This is a genomic window from Agrobacterium sp. LEGMi-208b, from assembly GCF_059511785.1.
In genome coordinates this window covers 1-21961 of the sequence record NZ_CM183445.1, presented here as the reverse complement: position 1 = coordinate 21961, position 21961 = coordinate 1, and the positions used below count along the sequence as shown (strand labels likewise).

Annotated in this window: 22 protein-coding genes; 11 read left to right on the top strand and 11 right to left on the bottom strand. The window is 59.1% G+C overall.

From position 1 onward, the window contains the following. Positions 1–86 precede the first annotated feature (86 nt). Positions 87–1022: a DMT family transporter gene (locus AC5YUO_RS00110; protein ID WP_496154875.1), complete on the top strand. Its 936-nt coding sequence runs from the start codon at positions 87–89 to the stop codon at positions 1020–1022. A gap of 20 nt (positions 1023–1042) precedes the next feature. On the opposite strand, the gene AC5YUO_RS00105 is transcribed toward AC5YUO_RS00110, so the two are convergent. The 5 genes from AC5YUO_RS00105 to yajC form a co-directional block, all read right to left on the bottom strand. Then, the gene (locus AC5YUO_RS00105) at positions 1043–1501 is read right to left on the bottom strand and encodes a hypothetical protein (protein WP_496153835.1); all 459 of its coding nucleotides are present in this window, start codon (positions 1499–1501) and stop codon (positions 1043–1045) included. A 135-nt stretch (positions 1502–1636) separates the two neighbouring features. Beyond that, a complete protein-coding gene (locus AC5YUO_RS00100) occupies positions 1637–2482 on the bottom strand; it encodes a phytoene/squalene synthase family protein (RefSeq protein WP_400818442.1) in 846 nt (281 codons plus the stop codon). A 23-nt stretch (positions 2483–2505) separates the two neighbouring features. Next, positions 2506–2898, bottom strand: a complete 393-nt coding sequence (locus tag AC5YUO_RS00095) for an Mth938-like domain-containing protein (protein ID WP_496153834.1) — start codon at positions 2896–2898, stop codon at positions 2506–2508. Beyond that, positions 2898–5471, bottom strand: coding sequence for a protein translocase subunit SecDF (secDF, locus tag AC5YUO_RS00090; protein WP_496153833.1), 2574 nt, complete (start codon positions 5469–5471; stop codon positions 2898–2900). Before secDF ends, AC5YUO_RS00095 begins: the two co-directional genes overlap by 1 nt. Before the next feature lie 80 nt (positions 5472–5551). Next, positions 5552–5899 carry a preprotein translocase subunit YajC gene (gene yajC / locus AC5YUO_RS00085; protein WP_003524964.1) on the bottom strand — a complete coding sequence of 116 codons (348 nt, stop codon included), beginning with the start codon at positions 5897–5899 and terminating at the stop codon, positions 5552–5554. Positions 5900–6105: 206 nt separating this feature from the next. On the opposite strand from yajC, the gene AC5YUO_RS00080 reads away from it, so the two are divergent. Next, entirely contained in the window at positions 6106–6978 is an 873-nt protein-coding gene (locus tag AC5YUO_RS00080) for an ATP-binding protein (protein WP_496153832.1), read from the top strand. Between the two features lie 80 nt (positions 6979–7058). On the opposite strand, the gene AC5YUO_RS00075 is transcribed toward AC5YUO_RS00080, so the two are convergent. After that, entirely contained in the window at positions 7059–7685 is a 627-nt protein-coding gene (locus AC5YUO_RS00075; protein WP_496153831.1) for a serine O-acetyltransferase, read from the bottom strand. A gap of 481 nt (positions 7686–8166) precedes the next feature. Here AC5YUO_RS00075 and fdhA point away from each other — a divergent pair, with 481 nt between their 5' ends. Beyond that, entirely contained in the window at positions 8167–9357 is a 1191-nt protein-coding gene (gene fdhA, locus AC5YUO_RS00070; protein WP_496153830.1) for a formaldehyde dehydrogenase, glutathione-independent, read from the top strand. Positions 9358–9445: 88 nt separating this feature from the next. Here the strand turns inward: fdhA and AC5YUO_RS00065 are convergent, their stop codons facing one another. Beyond that, positions 9446–10108: a TetR/AcrR family transcriptional regulator gene (locus AC5YUO_RS00065; protein WP_496153829.1), complete on the bottom strand. Its 663-nt coding sequence runs from the start codon at positions 10106–10108 to the stop codon at positions 9446–9448. A 114-nt stretch (positions 10109–10222) separates the two neighbouring features. Between AC5YUO_RS00065 and AC5YUO_RS00060 the strand changes: the two genes are divergently transcribed. Then, positions 10223–11617 carry a cytochrome P450 gene (locus AC5YUO_RS00060; RefSeq protein WP_496153828.1) on the top strand — a complete coding sequence of 465 codons (1395 nt, stop codon included), beginning with the start codon at positions 10223–10225 and terminating at the stop codon, positions 11615–11617. 55 nt (positions 11618–11672) lie between these two features. Here the strand turns inward: AC5YUO_RS00060 and AC5YUO_RS00055 are convergent, their stop codons facing one another. Together AC5YUO_RS00055 and cysE are read right to left on the bottom strand one after the other, a co-directional pair. Further along, a complete protein-coding gene (locus tag AC5YUO_RS00055; RefSeq protein WP_003502851.1) occupies positions 11673–11876 on the bottom strand; it encodes a DUF3126 family protein in 204 nt (67 codons plus the stop codon). Between the two features lie 142 nt (positions 11877–12018). Further along, positions 12019–12843, bottom strand: coding sequence for a serine O-acetyltransferase (cysE, locus tag AC5YUO_RS00050; protein WP_400818422.1), 825 nt, complete (start codon positions 12841–12843; stop codon positions 12019–12021). A 69-nt stretch (positions 12844–12912) separates the two neighbouring features. On the opposite strand from cysE, the gene AC5YUO_RS00045 reads away from it, so the two are divergent. After that, positions 12913–13041, top strand: coding sequence for a hypothetical protein (locus tag AC5YUO_RS00045; protein WP_496153827.1), 129 nt, complete (start codon positions 12913–12915; stop codon positions 13039–13041). A gap of 2 nt (positions 13042–13043) precedes the next feature. Here AC5YUO_RS00045 and AC5YUO_RS00040 read toward each other — a convergent pair whose 3' ends face one another. Next, complete coding sequence (locus AC5YUO_RS00040; protein WP_496153826.1) at positions 13044–13820, bottom strand: alpha/beta fold hydrolase; 777 nt, start codon at positions 13818–13820, stop codon at positions 13044–13046. A gap of 170 nt (positions 13821–13990) precedes the next feature. Here AC5YUO_RS00040 and AC5YUO_RS00035 point away from each other — a divergent pair, with 170 nt between their 5' ends. Both AC5YUO_RS00035 and AC5YUO_RS00030 read left to right on the top strand, forming a co-directional pair. Then, the gene (locus AC5YUO_RS00035; RefSeq protein ID WP_035261222.1) at positions 13991–14236 is read left to right on the top strand and encodes a zinc-finger domain-containing protein; all 246 of its coding nucleotides are present in this window, start codon (positions 13991–13993) and stop codon (positions 14234–14236) included. A gap of 30 nt (positions 14237–14266) precedes the next feature. Beyond that, on the top strand, positions 14267–15448 hold the full coding sequence (locus tag AC5YUO_RS00030) for an FAD-dependent monooxygenase (protein WP_496153825.1): 1182 nt from the start codon (positions 14267–14269) through the stop codon (positions 15446–15448). A gap of 8 nt (positions 15449–15456) precedes the next feature. Here the strand turns inward: AC5YUO_RS00030 and AC5YUO_RS00025 are convergent, their stop codons facing one another. Continuing rightward, on the bottom strand, positions 15457–16644 hold the full coding sequence (locus tag AC5YUO_RS00025; protein WP_496153824.1) for a cystathionine beta-lyase: 1188 nt from the start codon (positions 16642–16644) through the stop codon (positions 15457–15459). A 377-nt stretch (positions 16645–17021) separates the two neighbouring features. Between AC5YUO_RS00025 and AC5YUO_RS00020 the strand changes: the two genes are divergently transcribed. The 4 genes from AC5YUO_RS00020 to AC5YUO_RS00005 all read left to right on the top strand — a co-directional run bounded on the left by AC5YUO_RS00020 (position 17022) and on the right by AC5YUO_RS00005 (position 21291). Next, on the top strand, positions 17022–18044 hold the full coding sequence (locus AC5YUO_RS00020; RefSeq protein WP_400818409.1) for an amino acid ABC transporter substrate-binding protein: 1023 nt from the start codon (positions 17022–17024) through the stop codon (positions 18042–18044). Positions 18045–18149: 105 nt separating this feature from the next. After that, positions 18150–19346: an amino acid ABC transporter permease gene (locus AC5YUO_RS00015; RefSeq protein ID WP_496153823.1), complete on the top strand. Its 1197-nt coding sequence runs from the start codon at positions 18150–18152 to the stop codon at positions 19344–19346. A gap of 2 nt (positions 19347–19348) precedes the next feature. Further along, entirely contained in the window at positions 19349–20506 is a 1158-nt protein-coding gene (locus AC5YUO_RS00010; RefSeq protein ID WP_400818404.1) for an amino acid ABC transporter permease, read from the top strand. A gap of 11 nt (positions 20507–20517) precedes the next feature. Continuing rightward, positions 20518–21291 (top strand): amino acid ABC transporter ATP-binding protein, encoded by a 774-nt coding sequence (locus AC5YUO_RS00005; RefSeq protein WP_400818401.1) that lies wholly within the window; start codon positions 20518–20520, stop codon positions 21289–21291. Positions 21292–21961 lie beyond the last annotated feature (670 nt).

The window sequence follows — 21961 nt, the reverse complement described above, 5'->3', positions numbered from 1 at the left end:
CCCGAAAGGGGGCGACCTTTTGGGGCGTCTCCTCTCTTATTGGACCTTTGGTCGAAAGCGCAGCCTCACCCATGACTCCCCGATCCATGACCAGCCAGACCGGTTTCAACGATATCGCCAGGGGCATGACCATCATGGCGGGTTGCATGCTGGTGCTGCCGGTCATGGATGCGATCGCCAAATACATGGCGGTCAGCGGCGGCATGTCGCCGGCGCAGGTAACCTTCTACCGCTTCTTTTTCCAGGTGCTGTGCACACTGCCGCTGCTGCTCGTGGTGTCGCCCAGGGCGCTGTTCAGCGCCAAACGACCGTGGATGAACTGCCTGCGCGGCGTGTTGCACGCCTCGGCCAGCCTGATGTTCTTCGCTGCCGTCAAATACATGCCTCTTGCGGACGTCTTCGCGATCTATTTCGTCGAGCCTTTCATGCTGACGATGATGTCGGCCCTCTTCCTCGGCGACAGGGTCGGCTGGAAGCGCTGGACGGCGATTGCGGTCGGCTTCGGCGGCGCGCTGATCGTCATTCAGCCCAGTTTCGAAATCTTCGGCTGGACATCGCTTCTGCCGGTCGCCTGCGCCTTTCTTTATACGCTCTACCTGTTCCTGAACCGCGCCATCGGCGATGCCGACAGCCCGCTGGTCATGCAGACCATGTCCGGCATTGCGGGGACCGTATTCATGGGGGCCGCACTTTTCGCCGGCGATGCGCTGGGCGACAAGGATTTTGCCGTCTCGCTGCCGCAATCCGGCTTTGCCCTCACCCTGCTGATCCTGCTGGGATCGATATCCGGCTACATGCACCTGCTGATCGTCAGGGCCTTCCGGCTGGCGCCGCTCTCTCTGCTGGCGCCTTTCCAGTATTTCGAGATCATTTCGGCGACGATCCTCGGTTATGCGCTGTTTTCCGATTTCCCGACGCCGTCGAAATGGCTCGGCATTCTCATCATCGTCGCATCCGGCCTGTTCATCATCTGGCGCGAACGCCAGCAGGCCGGTGCGAACCCGCCGCTTGACGGACAGTGACGGCTAAGACCAGGCGTCGCTCAACTATCCGAGGGCAGCTTCCCTTCGTCGTGATGATCCTGCGCCTCCACCAGACTGCCGAGCAGCCAGAGAGAAACCTCGGCCGCCTCGCCGGCCGATTTGAACCGGTATGAGCCACTATATTTCGGCATGTCGAAAAAGGTGACGACGAAACCGTCACCGCTTTCCAGACTCTCGACCCGGATGCGCTCGGGGTCGATCATCACGCACACATAATGCGACCCCATATTGCGCATGAAGCCGGCCTTGTTGTCATGCAGCCGCACGAAGGCGGCGCCGCCATCCGCCGTCATATGCAGACTTCTGATCGCCTCGTTGGGAAAGGCGCGGGCGAAATCCATGATCGCCTGCCCCACATCATGACTGTTATCCTCATCCGTCGCCCGCGACATGCGCCAGGCATAAACAGCGAAGACCGAAAGCAGCACGAAAACGATAATCCAGATCGCAATACTCATCCGGGACGCTCCCTCAGCATCGAAACATCACGATTCGCGAATCGAAACGATGCGAACCCGGCTCAGGTTCATATAGACCGAGGCTTGTGTGAAGTGTGGCTCTGCGGGATTGACGTCGTTTCGCCGCGCGCGCAATCAGAAACGCTTGAGGAAGGAAGCCTTTGCCAGCAGCCATTGCCGGCGAAGCTGCGACAGCTGCAGGTCGCCGTCGAATACGCCGCTCCCCGCCTTTCTGGCGGCAGCGATGACCGGGCCGGACAGGGCGACGGGAAGATAGGCAGCAAAGAGATTTTTCGAAATCTTCGCGCGTCTTGCCTTCTCGATATGATCCAGCGCATGGGCCGCAAAAATCTCGATGGCGATGCCGATGCGCTGCCTGTCCTGCCCTTCAAGAAAGGTCTCGCGATCGAGCCCGGCCGCAGCCAGCATGTCGGCGGGAATATAGACCTGCCCGCGACGCCGGTGCAGCGGCATGAGCAGCAACATGCCGGCCATCGCCTGCGCCACGCCCGCGTGACCTGCCGCCTCCGCGCTGGACGCGGCGTCCTCGGCGGAAAGCACGAGACTTGCGAGCTGGATCAATGCGGATGCGGTCTCTCCGGCATAGCCTTCCAGCGCATTGCGATCCTCGAACAGGTCGTCATAGAGGTCGAAGATGCGCGCCTCGATCATATTGGCCAGCACCGGCCGCGGCAGGCGATAGTGCTCGACCGTCGTCAAAAGCGCGGCAGCGACCGGGTGGGACTGGCTGTCGCCGTGCGGATTGCCGTCAAGAAGATCGCGCCACCATTGCATGCGCACCTCGCCGGGCAGCGCCTCGCGCACGGAATCGCGGATGCGGGCGATTTCGGCATTGAAGGCATATAGCGCCGCAAGGGCATTACGCTTTTCGGCAGGCGACAGAAGACAGGCGAGATAGCGGTCGCGATCGGTATCGCGCAGCGTCGCGAGGCAGACGTCGAGATTTTCTGTGGGTGCCATGGTTCCCCGCGCGAAACGTCCTGTCAGCCTTCAACGGCAATCAGCGCCGCGGCCACGGCACGCGATTCCGACAGCATGATATTATAGGTGCGCACGGCGGCACCCGTGCCCATCGGGTCGACCGAAATGCCCGCCTCCTTGAAGGCGGTGCGCAATTCCTTCGGCAGAACCCGCATGCCGTCGCCCGTCCCGATCAGCAGCACTTCGATATCCTGCGCTTCCGCCAGAACCTTTTCGAAATGTCCGACGGTCAGTTCCTTCGCATCGACAGGCTCCCACCCGTAAATGCCCGAAGGCAGGAGCAGAAGCGAACCACGGTGCGACATGTCGGCAAAACGGAACCCGCCATTGCCATAGGCATCGATGGGCGCCCGGCCAGGAAAATGGGCCGGGCGTATTTCGATCCCGCCGGCCATCAGACGGCAGGCTTGCCGCCAATGGCGCCGGTGTTGTTTTCTTTCTTGTCGTCCTTCTCATCTTCCGCATCCTTGCTGTCTGGACGCAGCTTGAAGGCGATCAGCACCGGTGCGGCGATGTAGAGCGACGAGAACACGCCGATACCGACACCGAACAGCATCGCGAAGGTGAAGGAGCGGATAACCTCGCCACCGAAGAGGTAGAGCGCAAGCAGCGCCAGAAGCACGGTCAGACCGGTAAGGATCGTACGCGACAGGGTCTGGTTGAGCGACACGTCGATAATCATCGACAGCGGCATCTTTTTATAACGCCTGAGGTTTTCGCGGATACGGTCATAGATGACCACCGTATCGTTCAGCGAATAACCGATGATCGTCAGGATCGCCGCGATACTGGTGAGGTTGAATTCTATCCCCAGGAAGACGAAGAGGCCGATGGTAAAGACCACGTCATGCACCATGGAGATGACCGCACCGAGCGCGAACTGCCACTCGAAGCGAACCCAGATGTAGACCATGATCGCGGTCATGGCGAGCAGGATGCCGATCGTGGAGGTAAAGGTCAGGTCACCCGATACGGCCGGACCGACGACTTCCACACGGCGGAAATCGTATTTGTCCTCCAGCTCGCCGCGCACCATGGTGATGGCGGACTGCTCGGCATTTTCGCCGCCGTCCTGCGCCTGGATGCGGATGAGAACATCCTGCGGCGTACCGAAATTCTGCGCCTGGATTTCACCGAGGTTGAGCTGGTTCAGACGATCGCGAATATCGGCGAGATCGGCTTCACCCTGCTTGGCGCGCACTTCGATGACCGAGCCGCCCTGGAAGTCGATGCCAAGGTTCAGACCCTTGGCCATGAAACCGCCGATACAGGCGAGCATGATCGCGCCGGTGATCATGAACACCACGCGGCGATAACGCATGAAGGGTATATCGCGACCGTCGAACATGGCGGTGCGGACACCCTTCGGCAGGTGTTTCGGACGGCTGCGGCGAACCCAGTAGCCGAACATCCACGCTGTCAGCGTATAGGCGGTGAAGACGGTGGTGATGATACCGACAGCCAGCGTGACGGCGAAGCCCTTGACGGGGCCGGTGCCCATGTAGAACAGCACGCTCGCCACGATCAGCGTCGTCAGGTTGGCGTCGATGATGGTCGCGAAGGCGCGGGTGAAGCCGTTATCCAGAGACTGGATCAGCGGTTTGCCGCTCTTCACCTCCTCGCGTATGCGCTCATAGATCAGAACGTTGGAATCCACCGCCATACCGATGGTCAGGACGATACCGGCAATACCCGGTAGCGTCAGCGTCGATCCGATCACACTGAGAACGGCCAGCAACATGACGACGTTGACCACAAGGGCGATATTCGCCAGCAGGCCGAAGAAGCCATAAAAGACAAACATGAAGATGAGGACGCCGACGGCGCCGATGGCGCTCGCCGTCAGACCGGCGGTGATGGAGTCGTTACCGAGGCTCGGGCCGACGGTGCGTTCTTCAACCACGGTCAGCGTGGCCGGCAATGCGCCCGCACGCAGCAGAACCGCGAGATCGTTGGCGCCCTGCACCGAGAAATTACCGGAAATCTGCCCCGAACCGCCAATGATCGGCTCGCGGATGACAGGCGCGGAGATGACCTGGTTGTCGAGGACGATGGCGAAAGGCTTGCCGACATTCTGCTGCGTCGCCTGCGCGAAGCGCTGCGCGCCGCGGCTGTCGAAGCGGAAGGTGACGACGGGTTCGTTGGTCTGCTGGTTGAAGCTTGCCTGTGCGTCGACGAGATTGTCGCCGGAAACGAGCGCGCGGCGTTCCACCAGATAGGGAACCGGCGGATCGTCCTGCGAATAGAGAACTTCCGACGTCGCGGGCGGACGGCCGTTCATGGCTTCCTGCACCGGCATGGTGGTGTCGACCATGCGGAAGGAGAGCTTTGCCGTCTGGTTCAAAAGCGATTTCAGGCGCTGCGGATCCTGAAGGCCGGGCACCTGCACGATGATGCGGTCCGAACCCTGACGCTGGATAAGCGGCTCGGTGGTGCCGACTTCGTCAACACGGCGGCGAACGACTTCGATGGACTGCGAAACGGCGGATGACAGGCGGTAATCGATGCCTTCATCCGTCAGGTTGAGCCTGAGCAGATTGTCGCCGCCGTCATTCATCGTCACTTCGGTGATGGAGCCGCCGACCAGCGTGCCGGCGGACACCGGCTGCGTCAGATCGCGAAGTGCGGTCTTGGCTGCTTCCACCTGAGCGGGATCGCTGATGCGGACCTGAATCTGCTGGCCGTTGCCGGTGAGCCCCGAATAGCGGATGTTGGCGTCGCGAAGCTGCGTGCGCACATCCCCCACGATCGTTTCAAGCCGTTCCTTGACGATGTCGGAACGCTCGATCTTGAGCATGATGTGCGAACCGCCCTGAAGGTCGAGACCGAGCGTTACCTTGTTGTCCTTGTACCAGGCAGGCATGCCCTCCAGCTGTTTGTCCGTAAACAGGTTGGGAGAGGCGATAAAGACGCTTGCCAGCACAAGCAGCCAGATGAAGACTGTTTTCCAACGGGAAAAATGAAGCATTTCGATCTCGGTCAGGGTTGGGGTCGCGCTACGCGCAACCCGTCAAAATTCGCAATCGGGCATTCGGTAATCCAACAGGATCAGGAAGCGGCTTCCGTCTTGACCACTTCGCCCTTCACACGCACTTCGGCAATGTAGGCACGGGCGGCACGGATTTTCACGCCTTCGGCGATTTCGACTTCGAGTTCATTGTCATCGATGACCTTGGTCACCTTGCCGACGATGCCGCCGCCAAGAACGACCTGATCGCCACGGCGAATGTTGGTCAGCGTTTCCTGGCGCTTCTTCATCTGCGCGCGCTGCGGGCGGATGAGGAAAAAGTACCAGACCACCATGAGCGGCGCAAACAGGAAAAGCATTTCAAGGCCGGAACCGAAGGCCGATGCGCCGCCCGCTGCGTCCTGGGCAAAAGCTTGACTAATGAACATATAAAACTCCTCAGAATTACGGCACGACCTTGGATGCCGCCCCAGCTTTCAAGCCGCCGGAATATAGTGGGGAACGCCGGGATTGCAACAGATGCAGGGCCCTCGCCGTACCGATTCCGGACCTCTTAACCTTTATGGGCCTGAAACACCATGCTAGGCCGGGTGCAAAACAGAGTTTTGAACACCAGACAAGCGGAAGAAACACCATGATTCGAGAAGAAACGGCCTCCCTGCTTCTTTCAGAACTGCGCCGGCTCACCATTGCCGTGGAACGTCTGGCCGGACCGGCGCCCGCCGTAAACGACTGGAATACGGCGGATTGTTTCGTCTGGGTGCCAGCCAACTCGTTTATCCAGCCGGTTGCCCGCCCCAACCGCATCGCACTGAAGCTGATCCGTGGCGTCGACCATGTCCGCGACATTCTCCACGAGAACACGCTGCGTTTTGCGGAAGGTTTTGCCGCCAATAACGTGCTTCTGTGGGGTGCGCGCGGCATGGGCAAATCCTCGCTGGTCAAGGCCGTTCACGAAGATGTGCGCGCCGCAAGCGGCGTTTCCCTGAAACTGGTGGAAGTGCACCGCGAGGACATCCACACCCTGCCCGCCTTGCTCGACATATTGAAGGCGTCAGGCCACCGCGTCATCGTCTTCTGCGACGACCTCTCCTTCGACCATGACGACACCGCCTATAAATCGCTGAAAGCAGCGCTTGACGGCGGCATCGAGGGCCGGCCGGACAACGTCCTCTTTTACGCGACCTCCAACCGCCGCCATCTTCTGCCGCGCCACATGATGGAAAACGAGCAGTCCACCGCCATCAACCCTTCGGAAGCGGTCGAGGAAAAAGTCTCGCTTTCGGATCGTTTCGGACTGTGGCTCGGCTTCCACAAATGTGGTCAGGAAGATTATCTGACGATGATCGACAGCTATGCCGCCCATTTCGATCTGGGGCTGGACCGCGAGACCCTGCACCACGAAGCGCTGGAATGGGCGACCACGCGCGGCGGCCGCTCGGGCCGCGTCGCATGGCAATATATTCAGGACGCCGCCGGCCGTCTCAGAAAACCGCTCGACCGATAGGTCGCAACGCTTCTCCGGTCCAGCCATGCCAGCGATCCGACCGTTGGCATTCAAGCCAAGCAGCGGCATTCGAGCGCGCTTCAAAGCGCTTCATCCACCCTCGTTCCTGCACGTCTTACAATACGAGCAGGAACGCCCACAACGGTGCAATCGGGGGGGACATTTTTCAGGACGACCGCATTGGCGCCAACTTTCACATTGTCACCCACGACAATATTGCCAAGCACTTTGGCGCCTGCGTTGATGGTCACGTTGTTCCCGATTTTTGGCGCCCCTGTCGCGTCGGTATAACCGATGCTGACCTGCTGGTTTATCCAGCAACCGGCCCCGATCGACTCCGCCGAAATAATGGTCGCGAACCCGTGCTGGATGAAGAGACCGGGGCCGATATTGGCGGTGTGGATATGCAGCGTGCTTTCAGGGCGGGATAAAAACTTGAAGAAACGCGCTCTCGGCAAACGATAGTAGAAAAGGTTACGAAATTCCGCTGTCTTCGAGAGCAATTCTATCGCGTTCATGAAAAGGTCAGCTCGCCGCCGGACCTTTTTTCCAAGAAGTTTTTCGCTCCACGCCTCGATGTCTTTGAAGATCGGGTTTTCAGGCCTTGCGGCCAGAAGCAAAACCACATGCGGGGCAACGATCAATGCAGATATTGCAAAACAGATTTTTTTAAATAAAGCCATAATTAAATTCCTGAACTGGATCATGCAATCTATCGTCTGGACTTTAACGTGCAACAGAGCAAATGCAGGGTTTCCACCAAAACTGCTTTTTGCTGTTCGCCGCCCCTCCCTGAAAGCGCTATTCCCCTGCTTCCAGGCCACCAGTGGGATTGTGACTCGTCACGCGGCCCTGAATGCACGACAAACGTGACGTCTGTGTCGTTGCGATCACATGGCGTGTCGTATTCCCGAACGACAAGCCGCTCTCTACATGGTTTGCTGCGGATATCCGGTTCGACTTCGAGATTTGAGGAGAAATGATCGAAAAGCCGGTGAATGCCGAGGGCTGCGGCGGGTGTTGATCGGGAGGCAGACCGCGTCTTTAAAGGCGTGCAACCACTCCTTTTCCATTGCTCCGCCGGAAGGTTCTGCGCAAGCCGAATAGCGGTCATGTGCTTAGTTTGACGATATCCAACCCGCCAAGGAGCGGGCCGGCATTGATGTTCAACCCATGGAGGAGATGGATATGAGCAGGAACAGAGGCGTCGTTTACATGCGGCCGGGTCAGGTCGAAGTCCGCGACATCGACGACCCCAAGCTTGAGGCCCCGGATGGCCGCCGCATCGAGCACGGCGTCATTCTCAAGGTGATTTCCACGAATATCTGCGGCTCCGACCAGCATATGGTGCGTGGCCGCACGACGGCGATGCCGGGTCTTGTTCTCGGCCATGAGATCACCGGCGAAGTCATCGAAAAAGGCGTCGACGTCGAGATGCTGGACATCGGCGATATCGTCTCCGTGCCGTTCAACGTGGCCTGCGGCCGCTGCCGCTGCTGCAAGTCGCAGGATACCGGCGTCTGCCTGACGGTGAACCCGTCACGCGCGGGCGGCGCTTACGGTTATGTCGACATGGGCGGCTGGATCGGCGGACAGGCCCGTTATGTCACCATCCCCTATGCCGACTTCAACCTTCTGAAATTCCCCGACCGCGACAAGGCGATGTCGAAGATCCGCGACCTCACCATGCTATCCGACATTCTGCCGACTGGCTTCCATGGCGCCGTCAAGGCGGGCGTCGGCGTCGGCTCCACGGTCTATGTTGCGGGCGCCGGCCCGGTCGGTCTTGCCGCTGCCGCCTCCGCCCGCATTCTGGGCGCTGCCGTCGTCATGATCGGCGATTTCAACAAGGATCGCCTCGCCCATGCGGCCAAAGTCGGTTTCGAACCCGTCGATCTGTCCAAGGGCGACCGGCTGGGCGACATGATCGCGCAGATCGTCGGCACCAACGAGGTGGACAGCGCCATCGACGCCGTCGGCTTTGAAGCGCGGGGCCATGCGGGCGGCGAACAGCCGGCCATCGTTCTCAACCAGATGATGGAAATCACCCGCGCCGCGGGCTCCATCGGCATTCCCGGCCTTTATGTCACCGAAGATCCGGGCGCTGTCGATGCTGCGGCAAAACAGGGAAGCCTGTCGCTGCGTTTCGGTCTTGGCTGGGCCAAGGCGCAATCCTTCCACACCGGCCAGACACCGGTACTGAAATATAACCGCCAACTGATGCAGGCGATCCTGCACGACCGCCTGCCGATTGCCGATATCGTCAACGCCAGGATCATCGCGCTTGACGATGCCGTAGAGGGCTATGAAAGCTTCGATCAGGGTGCGGCAACCAAGTTCGTCCTCGATCCGCATGGCCATCTGCTGAAGGCCGCCTGACAACCGGCAATTGCCACAAAACATAAAACGCCCGCGGCAATATCGTCGCGGGCGTTTTATGTGGCAGTCATGTCTCCGGCAGGAGATATCAGGCTTCACTCTCGGCGAGCGCATCCAGTGCAGCGATCGCTTCCGCAGAAAGATAAGGCCTGAACAGGCTGGAGACCTGCTGCAAGCCCCACTGCAATTGTTGCGGTCCGAATTCGCTGACGCCTTCCTGCAGATTGAGATAGGCGGCCCAATAGGTCGCGACGATCCAGAGATTGGTCAAAACCGCATCGCGCTCGCCTTCTGGAATGGAGATGAGCCCCGCCCTCTGCATTCGCCCGACGATATCGCCGACGGCAAGCCGCATTGCCGCGCTTATCGTCCTGACCGGCTCCACCAGCCCCGGCGCGAGCGCCACCAGGCCCACCAGATCACGAAACAGAAAACGGTAATTCCAGACCAGCGAGAACCATTGTCGCAGAAAGCCGGCATAGGTCTCCGCAGCCCCCTCGTCCGCCCCATCGATAGTCGCGACCAGAGCCAGTGCATCGGCCTCGAAACGCGCAAAAAGGGCAAGAACCAGCACTTCCTTGGTACGGAAATGGTAATAGAGATTGCCCTCGTTGATCGTCACCGCTTCGGCGATTTCCGCCGTCGTCACACGGTCTGGCCCCCGCCCGTTGAAGAGATCGAGAGCAGCGTCCAGTATCCTGTCGCGCGTGGAAGACCGTGATCGCGCCAATCGTTTCGTATCGTCGCTCATTATTGAAACCGCATCCGCTATTGAAATTTAAGGTGTGCACCTTAAATTACCTAAAATAAGGTACACACCTTAACAGCAGCTTGTCATTGTTCAACGGGCATAAAGGACCAGCAGATGACCGAAACCGGCCTTCGCACCCCGTCCATCGATACGAGCGGACCGCAATCCCTATCCAAGCTCGCCACGGCCCGCCTCGCATTCTCGCTGATCCGTAATCCGTTGAAGGCGTTGCCGCCGGAGATATTCAGCGAGCCGGCGGTCTTCAACCGCCTTGGCGGCATCATGCGCGTCCATCTTGCCGATCCCGTGCTGATCCACGAGGCTCTGGTGAAGAATGCCCCCTTGCTTGGAAAAGGTGAGGATGTGCGCCGGGCGCTTGGTCCCGCACTCGGCCAGGGCCTTCTCACCGCCGATGGCGATCATTGGAAATGGCAAAGACAATCCGTCGCCGCCGCCTTCCGCCATGAAAAGCTGCTGGAATTGCTGCCGGTCATGATCGAGACGGCACAGCGCACGCAAAGGCGCTGGCTGTCTTCGCCCGTCGCCGACATCGACATCGGCCATGAAATGATGCGCACCACCTTTGACATCATCGTCGAAACCATGATGTCCAGCGGCTATGGCATCGATATCGGCCGCGTGGAGCAAAGCATTACCGACTATCTCAAGCCGACTGGATGGACCTTCGCGCTCGCCATGCTGGGCGCCCCGGAATGGCTGCCGCATCCGGGCCGGCGCAAGGCCCGGGCCTCGGTGGATTATCTGCGCGCCAGCCTTGCGACGGTGATAGCCGGGCGAAGGAAAAACCCGGTCGACAGAGCCGATCTGGTCTCCATGCTTCTGGAAGCGAAAGACCCGGAAACCGGCCGGATGATGAACGACACCGATATCATCGACAATCTGCTGACCTTCATCACCGCCGGCCATGAAACGACCGCGCTCGGCCTTGCCTGGACATTTCACCTTCTCTCGCAAAACCGGGACGTGGAACGAAAGATCATGGAGGAAATCGAGACCGTCACCGCCGGCAAGCCGGTTGCGGCGGAACATATCGCCAGCCTTGGCTATATCAGGCAGGTGTTTTCGGAGGCGATGCGGCTTTACCCGCCTGCCCCCGTCATCACCCGCACCGCGCTGCAGGACTTCAGGCTTGGCGAACACGATATTCCAGCCGGAACCGTTCTTTATGTGCCGATCTACGCCGTGCACCGCCACACGGCCCTGTGGGATGAGCCCGACCGCTTCGACCCGTCCCGCTTCGAAGCTGAAAAGGTGAAGGCACGCCATCGTTATGCCTATATGCCCTTCGGCGCCGGACCGCGCGTTTGCATCGGCAATGCTTTTGCCATGATGGAGGCCGTGGCGATCCTTGCCGTCATCCTGCAGACGATCCACCTCGAAAACAGAAACGCCGCATCCGCGGAACCGCTGATGCGGGTGACATTGCGACCGAGGGAGCGGCTGATGATGCAGATCACCCCGCGACAAAACAAATCGCCCGCAGCGTAACCACCACGGGCGACTGCTTTAATGCAAAACCCCATCCGTCACCGGATGGTGACGATCAGAGATCGACGTCGAGGATTGCCATGGAGAAGTTGTAGGAACGGTCGCCGTCCTCGTCATCGATGTAGACGACGCCGAGAAACTCTTCGCCCAGATACACTTCGGCGGAATCATCCTTGCGCGGGCGCGCCTTGACGATCATCTTCTCGTTGAAGGTGCGCTTGAAATAGGCGTCGAGTTTTTTGATTTCGTCGGCTTTCACCACTATTCTCCTGTGCGGTTCGCGTTGGCCCGCTTTTGGCATGGGACAAAGGCCAAAGTAAAGTGAAAGCGGCAAGTCATCCGTGTCTTCCACACGGATGACCGTGAAAATGCCGAACCCGTCGAAACACAAAACGGCCCGGTCAGATATCGGCTCCGATGAGCTGGTCCATCAGGCGCGAGGGTTCGGAACACCCTGCTTCTCCCACCACACGCGCCGGCACACCGGCAACCGTTGTCTTCGGCGGAACCGGCTTCAGCACCACGGAACCGGCGGCAATGCGCGAGCAGCTGCCTATCTCGATATTGCCAAGAATTTTCGCACCCGCGCCGATCATCACGCCATTGGCGATCTTCGGGTGACGGTCCGACCCCTCCTTGCCGGTGCCGCCAAGCGTCACCCCGTGGAGAATGGAAACGTTGTCGCCGATGACAGCCGTCTCGCCGACCACAAGCCCGGTCGCATGGTCAAGGAAGATGCCCTTGCCGATGCGCGCGGCCGGATTGATATCGGTCTGGAAGATGCTTGAGGAACGGCTTTGCAGATAAAATGCAAAGTCCTTGCGGCCCTTCTGCAGCAGCCAGTGAGCGAGCCTGTGGGTCTGGATCGCCTGAAACCCCTTGAAATAGAGCAGCGGCTCCATGAAGCGCGTGCAGGCGGGGTCGCGGTCGTAAACGGCCTGAATGTCGACGCGCAGCACGCTTCCCCATTCCGGCCAGTCATCCAGCATGTCCTGGAAGGTCTGGCGCAGAAGCACGGCCTGCATGTCGGGATGATCGAGGAGTTCACAGATACGGTAGATCACACAGTCTTCGAGGGACCGGTGATTGAGGATCGTCGAATAAAGGAAGGCCGAAAGCAGCGGATCCTGTGCCGCCGCACTACGGGCTTCATTGAGCAGGCTACCCCAGATGGGATCGACGATCGCCAGCTGTTCAGGCTGACGGGCCTCGGTACGTGCGACCATGAATGGTCTCCTCGTTTGCAGTGGTCGTTCTTTATACAGAAAAAGACGTGCATTAGAAATGGGATTCGAATGACGACTTTAAAGACGACAATGCTTCAGTTTTTTTTCATGCAGCATGAAAAACCGTTTCTTGCCGTCCTGAGCCTTGCCGCATTTCCGGAGGCAAAACCGGGCTCCGCTTTTGCTGGAAATGGTTGAGATCAAAGCGAGCGGTAAAATTCCAGCACCGCCGCCTTGAACACCCGGTCGCCAACGGCCAGCATGTGGTCGCGGCCGGGAATGTCGATGGCCCGCGCATGCGGCATGATCGCGGCAAGCGCTTCACCCGAACCGGCGATATCATCCTTCGTTCCGACCGCAATCAGCGTCGGCGCATCGATCTTTTCCGCCTGTTTTCGCGTAACGAGAACCCGGGACGTCTCGATACAGGCGGCAAGCGCCAGCCGGTCGCTTTTCGTCTGGTCGGCAAAGGCGCGGAACATGCGGCCGCGCTCATGGGTGACGACATCGAGCGAAGGGGCGAGAAGCGCCTCGGCAATCGGGTCCCAGTCACCCACGCCTTCCACCATGCCGATACCGAGCCCGCCGAACACCAGCGAACGCACACGCTCCGGATGGGCCATGGCCAGAAAGGCGGAAATGCGCGCACCCATGGAATATCCCATCACATGGGCTTCAGCCATGCCGAGATGATTGAGCAGCGCCACCGCATCCCCGGCCATGACGGGAGGATAATAGGCTTCCGGATCATGCGGCTTGTCGCTTGCGCCGTGGCCGCGATTGTCGATGGCGATCACCCGGTAGCCCGCCTCGCCCAGCGTCTTCACCCAGCCGGGATGCACCCAGTTCACATTGGCGCTGGAGGCAAAGCCATGGATCAGCAAGACCGGATCGCCCGCCGGATCGCCCTCGTCGAAATAGGCAAGGCGAAGGCCATCATGGGTAAAATCGGAAAATTGCGGCGTGTTGAGATTCATCAAGGACATCCTTTTTGCCGGACCATATGGCAGGAAAGCGCAAGATTGAACATGTTTTGCTGACGATTTTTATGGAGATGCAATGCGTTTGAGGCTACATATCCGCAACGACGAGCCGGCACGCGAAGACGGATCGCGGCTCGATAACGATATTGCATTTGGAGACGAACATGGCCGGGCATTCCATTCCCCACTTCCAGAACGATGGCGGACACCGCATGATCGAGATCGGCGTCAAGGAATTCATGTGCACCGGCGCTTCCGTGCCTTACGATCATCCGCATATCTTCATCGATATGGGCGACGACAACGAGAAGGTCTGTTCCTACTGCTCCACCCTTTACCGCTACAATCCGTCGCTGAAGGCCGAGCAGACCAATCCTCCGGGCTGCGTCTTCCACGTGAAGGCCGCCTGACCTTCCACTTTTCCTGATCGGGGCGCACCAATGCCCATCAAATCCGTAGCCATTGTCGGTGCCGGCATCGCCGGTCTCACCGCTGCCCTTTCCTTTGCTCGGCACGGGATCGACTGTGACATCATCGAACAGGCCGGCGAGCTGGCGGAAGTCGGCGCCGGCCTGCAGCTTTCCCCCAATGCCGCCCGCATTCTGGCCACGCTCGGGGCCTTGCCTGATATCGAGGCGCGCTGGACTGAACCGGTCAGCGTCGACCTCGCCTCCGGAAAATCGCTGGCGACGCTGCTTTCCCTGCCGATGGGCGCCGTTGCCCGCACACGCTGGGGCGCACCCTATGGCGTGCTGCACCGCTCGACGCTGCAAAACGCGCTTCTCCAGGCGGTGACACGCAACCCGCTCTGCCGGCTGCATCTCGGCAAACGCATCGAAAACGCCACGGTGGATGTGATTGCCGCAACCACCTTCCGCGATCACGATCTGATCGTCGGCGCGGATGGCGTCTGGTCGGCGGCTCGTTTCGCCGTGCCTTCGGCGCCCACAGCCACCTTCTCCGGCAATGTCGCCTGGCGCTTCACGGTCGCCGCGGACGCTGTGCCATCCGCCGTCAACAAACGCGCCGTCACCGCCTATCTCGGCTCGGGCGGCCATATCGTCGCCTATCCGCTCAAGGAAGTCGGCGGCTTCAACATCGTCGCCATTGCGCTCGGTGCTGACCCCGGCGCAACCTGGCGGGCGGAATCGAGCGGGCGACAGAAAGCCATGCTGCTGGAACAGTTTCGCGGCTTCAATCCTGACATCGTCCGGTTGCTCGATTCGTCTGAAAATCCAACCTTCTGGCCGCTCTATCAGGCCGGCCCCGGCCGCTGGCACAATGGCCGCGACACGGTGCTGATCGGCGATGCGGCGCATGCAATGATGCCCTTCGCCGCCCAGGGCGCGGCCATGGCGATAGAGGATGCGTTTGAACTTGCGGGAACGATGGCAGGCAGCGACAGCGGAAAGCCCCTGCCCGTGCCGCAGGCCCTCGCCACCTTCGAGGCGTTGCGCCTGCCGCGCATAGAAAAGGCCCGGAAGCGGGCCTCTCTCAATCGTTTTGCCTATCATGCCAGAGGCCCGGTCCGCATTGCCCGGGACCTGGTGTTTTCCACCCGTCCCACGGAAGCCTTCCTGAAGGACTTCGACTGGCTCTACGGCTACCACGCGAAGGGCTAAGGGCTGGGTCAGACCCCGGCCGCCGCCGTAAATCCGGCCTCGAGGTCCTTCTTGAGATCGGCGACATCCTCGAGCCCGATCTGCAGGCGGATGACCGGCCCTTCAGACGGGCCCTTGGCGATGGTCCTGTCGACAAGCGAGACCGAAACGGCAAGCGATTCATATCCACCCCAGGAATAGCCGAGCCCGAAGAAGGTCAGCGCATTCAGGAAGGCAGCAGCCGCCTGCTTGTATTTGCCTTCTTCCGCCTTCAGCACGAAGGAGAAGACGCCGCTCGCGCCCTTGAAATCGCGCTTCCAGAGTTCATGCCCGGCAAAGCTCGGCAAGGCCGGATGCAGCACGCGAACCACATCGTTCCGGCTCTCCAGCCACGTGGCGATGTCGAGCGCGCTTTTCTGATGGTGCGCCAGCCTTATTCCCATGGTGCGCATGCCGCGCAGGATCTGATAGGCATCGTCGGAGGTGACGCAGATGCCAAGATTGGCATTGGCCTGATAAAGCGCCTTCCAGTGCTTTTCATTGGCCGAAACGAAGCCCATCAACACGTCGGAATGACCGGATGGATATTTGGTGGCGGCGTGAATGGAAATGTCGACGCCGAAATCGAGCGGCCTGAAATAAAGCGGCGTCGCCCAGGTATTGTCCATCGTCACCACACAATCGTGCCGGTGAGCGATCTCGGTAATCAGCCGCACATCCTGAATCTCGAAAGTGTTGGAACCCGGCGCTTCCAGATGCACCAGCCTGGTGTTCGGCCGGATAAGCGCCTCGATACCATCGCCGATGGACGGATCGTAATATTCGATCTCGACGCCCAGCTTCTTCAGCATCGCATTGCAGAAGCGGCGGGTCGGGAAATAGACGGAATCAACCACCAGGGCGTGATCGCCCGCGCTAAGATAAGCAAGAAATGGAACGGTGATCGCCGCAAGCCCGGAGGGCACGAGAATGGTTCCGAAAGAACCTTCCAGCTCATTGACGAGATTGCACAGCGCATCCGTCGTCGGCGTGCCATGGGTGCCGTAGGTGTATTTCTGGTTTTCGGTCGAAAGCGTCTCCGCATCGGGAAAAAGTACGGTCGAGCCGCGCACGATGGGCGGGTTGACGAAACCGAAACAGTCCGCGGGATCGTTGCCGCCATGGGCCAGGCGCGTATTCACACCTGCGGCGGAAAGCAGGTCATTTGTCTTGGTCATTTCAGATCAGCTTTCGAAGGAACATTGACGCGTGCGACAATGCTGAGAGCGAAACGTCAGGTCAAGTCCCGCCGCACTTTGCAAATCGCGTCGATTGATCCATGATCAAACAGAATACAACAAGTATACAAATATTGTGCAAATGCAGAATTCAGCAAAAATATGCTTATATTTTCACCCTTTGCACACTTCCCGACCAAAATTTGGAAAATTCCGTTTTATAGGCACAATTATTGCCCGCACGTCTTGACCCCGCTGCCAATTGCGATTGTGATAGAAAAAGCGGATCGAAAAAGATTTCGCTGAAGGGGGAGCTGGGGCAAAACAAACATGCCGGTCCTCTTCCAAGTGACGATAACAAACAAAGGTTGGGAAAAATGAAAAAGGCAATTCTGTCAGCCGCCATCGGCGCAGCAGTTTTGGGAGGAGCCTCGGTCGCTTCGGCTGCAACGCTTCAGGACGTCAAGTCGAAAGGTTTCGTTACCTGCGGCGTCAGCGCTGGCATTCCGGGATTTTCCAATCCCGATGACAAGGGCGAATGGTCCGGCATCGACGTGGACTATTGCCGTGGTATTGCCACCGCGGTTTTCGGTGATCCGTCGAAAGCCAAGTTCGTCGCCCTTTCGAGCAAGGACCGCTTTCCGGCCCTGCAGTCCGGCGAAGTCGATGTTCTGACCCGTAACACCACCTGGACGATCAGCCGCGACACGTCGCTCGGCTTCAACTTCCGCACCGTCAACTATTATGACGGCCAGGGCTTCATCGCCAAGAAGAGCCTCAACGTGAAGTCCGCTCTCGAACTCTCCGGCGCCGCCGTCTGCGTTCAGACCGGCACGACCACCGAGCTCAACCTGGCCGACTACTTCAAGACCAACAATCTGCAGTACAATCCGGTCGTCTTCGAAAAGGAATCCGACGCAACCTCCGCTTACGATTCGGGCCGTTGCGACGTTTACACCACCGACCAGTCCGGCCTCTACGCAATCCGTCTGAAGCTGAAGAACCCGGACGAAAACGTCGTTCTGCCGGAAGTCATCTCCAAGGAGCCGCTCGGCCCGGCCGTTCGCCAGGGTGACGACCAGTGGTTCGACATCGTGACCTGGGTTCACTATGCGATGGTCAACGCCGAAGAACTTGGCATCACCTCCAAGAACGTCGACGAACAGAAGACCAGCGCCAACCCGGACGTAAAGCGTCTGCTCGGCACCGAAGAAGGCACCAAGATCGGTACCGATCTCGGCGTGACCAACGACTGGGCCTACAACATCATCAAGCTGGTGGGTAACTACGGCGAAGTCTTCGACCGCAACGTCGGCGCTGGCTCGCCGCTGAAGATCGAGCGCGGCCAGAACGCGCTGTGGACCAAGGGCGGCCTGCAATACGCACCGCCGGTCCGTTGATCGGCCCCATCACGGCTGGATCATAGGGAGGCTGGGCAACGCCCGGCCTCCGCTTCAAATTATATAAATAAGCTCGCAAAGAGCACATAAAAGGGAAAGGTGCCTATGGCAGGCAACGCGGTCAGTTCGCAACGATCGCGCGCGCAAAGCGCGTCGTCACTTATCTACGATCCACGTATACGCGGAATTTTCTATCAGGTTCTGACAGTCGTCATCCTGGCCGCTTTCGTCTGGATCATCGTGACGAATACGATCACCAATCTTCAACGGGCAAACATTTCATCCGGTTTCGGCTTCCTCAACGGAAGAGCCGGTTTCGATATCGGCCAGTCGCTGATCGCTTATACCAGCGACGCGACCTATGGCCGGGCATTGCTCGTTGGCATTCTCAATACGATCCAGGTTGCATTCTTCGGCATCATCGCCGCCTCGATCATCGGATTCATCGTCGGCATCGCCCGGCTGTCCAACAACTGGCTGATTTCGAAACTCGCGCAGGCCTATGTGGAAATCTTCCGCAACATCCCGCCGCTGCTCGTCATCTTCTTCTGGTACAAGGGCGTCATCTCGGTTCTGCCGCAGGCACGCGATTCGCTGGAGTTGCCGCTTGGAAGTTATCTCAACAATCGCGGCTTCTTCTTTCCCAAGCCGCTTTGGGGAGAAGGCACCTGGCTGATACCGCTGTCCTTCCTCGTCGCCATCGTTCTCAGCGTCTTCGTTTACCGCTGGGCGAAAGCCAGACAGGAAAAAACCGGCCAGCAGTTCCGCACCGGAATAACGGTCGCGCTTCTCGTCATCGGCCTGCCGCTCGCGACATTTCTGGCGCTCGGGGCACCGCTGACATTTGACTACCCGATTGCCGGGCGCTTTAATCTCTCGGGCGGCGCGGTCGTCGCACCTGAATTCATGTCGCTGTTTCTGGCGCTTTCCTTCTACACCGCCTCCTTCATCGCCGAGATCGTTCGCGGCGGCATCAAGGCCGTGGCGAAGGGCCAGACGGAGGCCGCGGATGCGCTCGGGCTTCGCTCCAGCACCACGACGCGCCTGATCGTCGTTCCGCAGGCGATGCGCATCATCATCCCGCCGCTGACAAGCCAGTATCTCAACCTGACCAAGAACTCCTCGCTTGCGGTCGCTGTCGGCTTCGCCGACATCGTCTCCGTCGGCGGCACGATCCTGAACCAGACGGGACAGGCGGTCGAAGTCGTTGCAATCTGGCTGGTCATCTATCTCTCGCTGTCCATTCTCACGGCCGTGGTCATGAACTGGTTCAACGCGAAAATGGCCCTGGTGGAGCGATAACGATGACGATCAGCAATCACGCTTTTGTGCGACAGACCATCGAGGACGCCAAACCCGCGCCCTCGAGCGCCGTCGGCTTCGGTCACTGGCTGCGCACCAAACTCTTCGCCACGCCGAAGGACACTGTCCTTACGGTTCTCGCCCTTGCCCTGCTCGCCTATCTGGTGCCGCCGATCGTCAAGTGGCTGTTCATCGACGCGGTATGGACCGGCAGCGATCGCATCGCCTGCCTGACCGCTTCACAGGGCGGCGCATTGCCGGACGGCCAGTCCGGCGCGTGCTGGGCTTTCGTTTCGGCAAAGCTCGGACAATTCGTCTTCGGCCGCTATCCGATCGACGAACGCTGGCGTCCCATCCTCGTGATGGTGACGTTCGCCATCCTGCTGATACCGATGCTGATTCCAAAAGCGCCGTTCAAGCGACTGAATGCGCTGGCGCTTTTCATCATCCTGCCCTTCATTGCGTTTTTCCTGCTCATCGGCGGCGTCTTCGGCCTGCCGAAGGTGGAAACGCAGCTCTGGGGCGGCCTGATGGTGACCCTCATCCTGTCGTTCTTCGGGATCACGGTGTCGCTGCCCTTCGGCATTCTTCTGGCGCTCGGCCGGCGGTCGAACCTGCCGGTCATCAAGATGCTCTGCGTGCTCTTCATTGAGGTTATCAGAGGCATTCCGCTGATCACCGTCCTGTTCTTCGCCAGCATCATGCTGCCGCTGTTCCTGCCCGAAGGCTGGACCTTCGACAAGTTCCTGCGCGCACTCGTCGGCGTGTCGCTGTTCTCCTCGGCCTATATGGCGGAGGTGATCCGCGGCGGTCTGCAGGCCATTCCGAAGGGACAATATGAAGGGGCGGATTCGCTCGGCCTGAACTACTGGCAGAAGACGAGACTGATCGTGCTGCCGCAGGCGCTGAAGCTCGTCATTCCGGGCATCGTCAACACCTTCATCGGGCTGTTCAAGGACACGTCGCTGGTCTCGATCATCGGCATGTTCGATCTGCTCGGCATTGTCACACTCAACCAATCGGATGCGAACTGGGCGACACCCGTCACCGCCATGACTGGCTATATTTTCGCTGGTTTCGTATTCTGGATATTCTGCTTCGGCATGTCGCGTTATTCGCTGTTCATGGAACGGCACCTCGACACCGGGCATAAACGATAAGGGACGCTCAAATGGCAGAAACCCAAGCAAAAAAACTGGCCGTCTCGACAACGGACGTGGCAATCGAACTCATCGGCATGAACAAGTGGTATGGCGACTTCCACGTGCTGCGCGACATCAATCTCAAGGTGATGAAGGGCGAGCGCATCGTCATCGCCGGTCCTTCGGGGTCGGGCAAGTCGACCATGATCCGCTGCATCAACCGGCTGGAAGAACATCAGTCGGGTACGATCAATGTCGATGGCATCGAGCTCACCAACGATCTCAAGAAGATCGACGAGGTGCGCCGCGAGGTTGGCATGGTGTTCCAGCACTTCAACCTCTTCCCGCATCTGACCATCCTCGAAAACTGCACGCTGGCGCCGATCTGGGTTCGCAAGATGCCCAAGAAGGAAGCCGAAGAAGTGGCGATGCACTATCTGAAGCGCGTAAAAATCCCCGAGCAGGCCCATAAATATCCCGGCCAGCTCTCCGGCGGCCAGCAGCAGCGTGTGGCGATTGCCCGTTCGCTCTGCATGAAGCCGAAGATCATGCTGTTCGACGAGCCGACCTCCGCGCTCGATCCGGAAATGGTGAAAGAAGTGCTCGACACCATGGTCAGCCTCGCTGAAGACGGCATGACCATGCTGTGCGTGACCCACGAAATGGGCTTTGCCCGCCAGGTCGCCAACCGCGTCATCTTCATGGACCAGGGCCAGATCGTCGAACAGAATTCGCCCGCCGAATTCTTCGACAATCCGCAGCACGAGCGCACCCGGCTGTTCCTCAGCCAGATTCTGCACTGATCGTAAGGGAGCATGCGTCCGGAAAAGACGTCTTGCGGAATGCAAACGAAAACGGGGCCTCACGGTCCCGTTTTTTTTTGAAATAACCGGAAGCAAAAGCCGGTCCTGTTTATTATTTCATTCTCCGCCCGGTCAGCAATACTTGAACTTTCAATTGGTCAGCTTGATATAGTCATAACGACAAGATGATCGCGACCCCGGACATATTTTGCGATGGATAGTTTGCTTGTATTTCTGGGAGACATATTAAGCGGGTTGATATCCGCCAGTCCCTCGAAATCAAAACTTATGCGGTGGCTGGCGTATGCCATCAATGCGATCATAATTATGTTCGTGTGCCTGTTGATATATGGAAAATACCTGACCTGATTTTCGTTGGCCGGCGCCATTGAGAAACCGCACGTTTCGCAAAGCAGCTAGTATCGGCCCCTATCGCGCAAGCGAAACAGCACCGCCCCAACCATTTAACCATTTGTTACGAAACAGAAATCCTTGTTTTTCAGGGCTTGTGGCCGCCCATGTCATTTTTTTGTCAAATCATGCATTTTTCCGCTTGCGGACCAACCGGAGCCTGACTATAAGGGCGCCACACCACAAGCGCACGCGCCCTTCGTCTATCGGTTAGGACGTCAGATTTTCATTCTGAAAAGAGGGGTTCGACTCCCCTAGG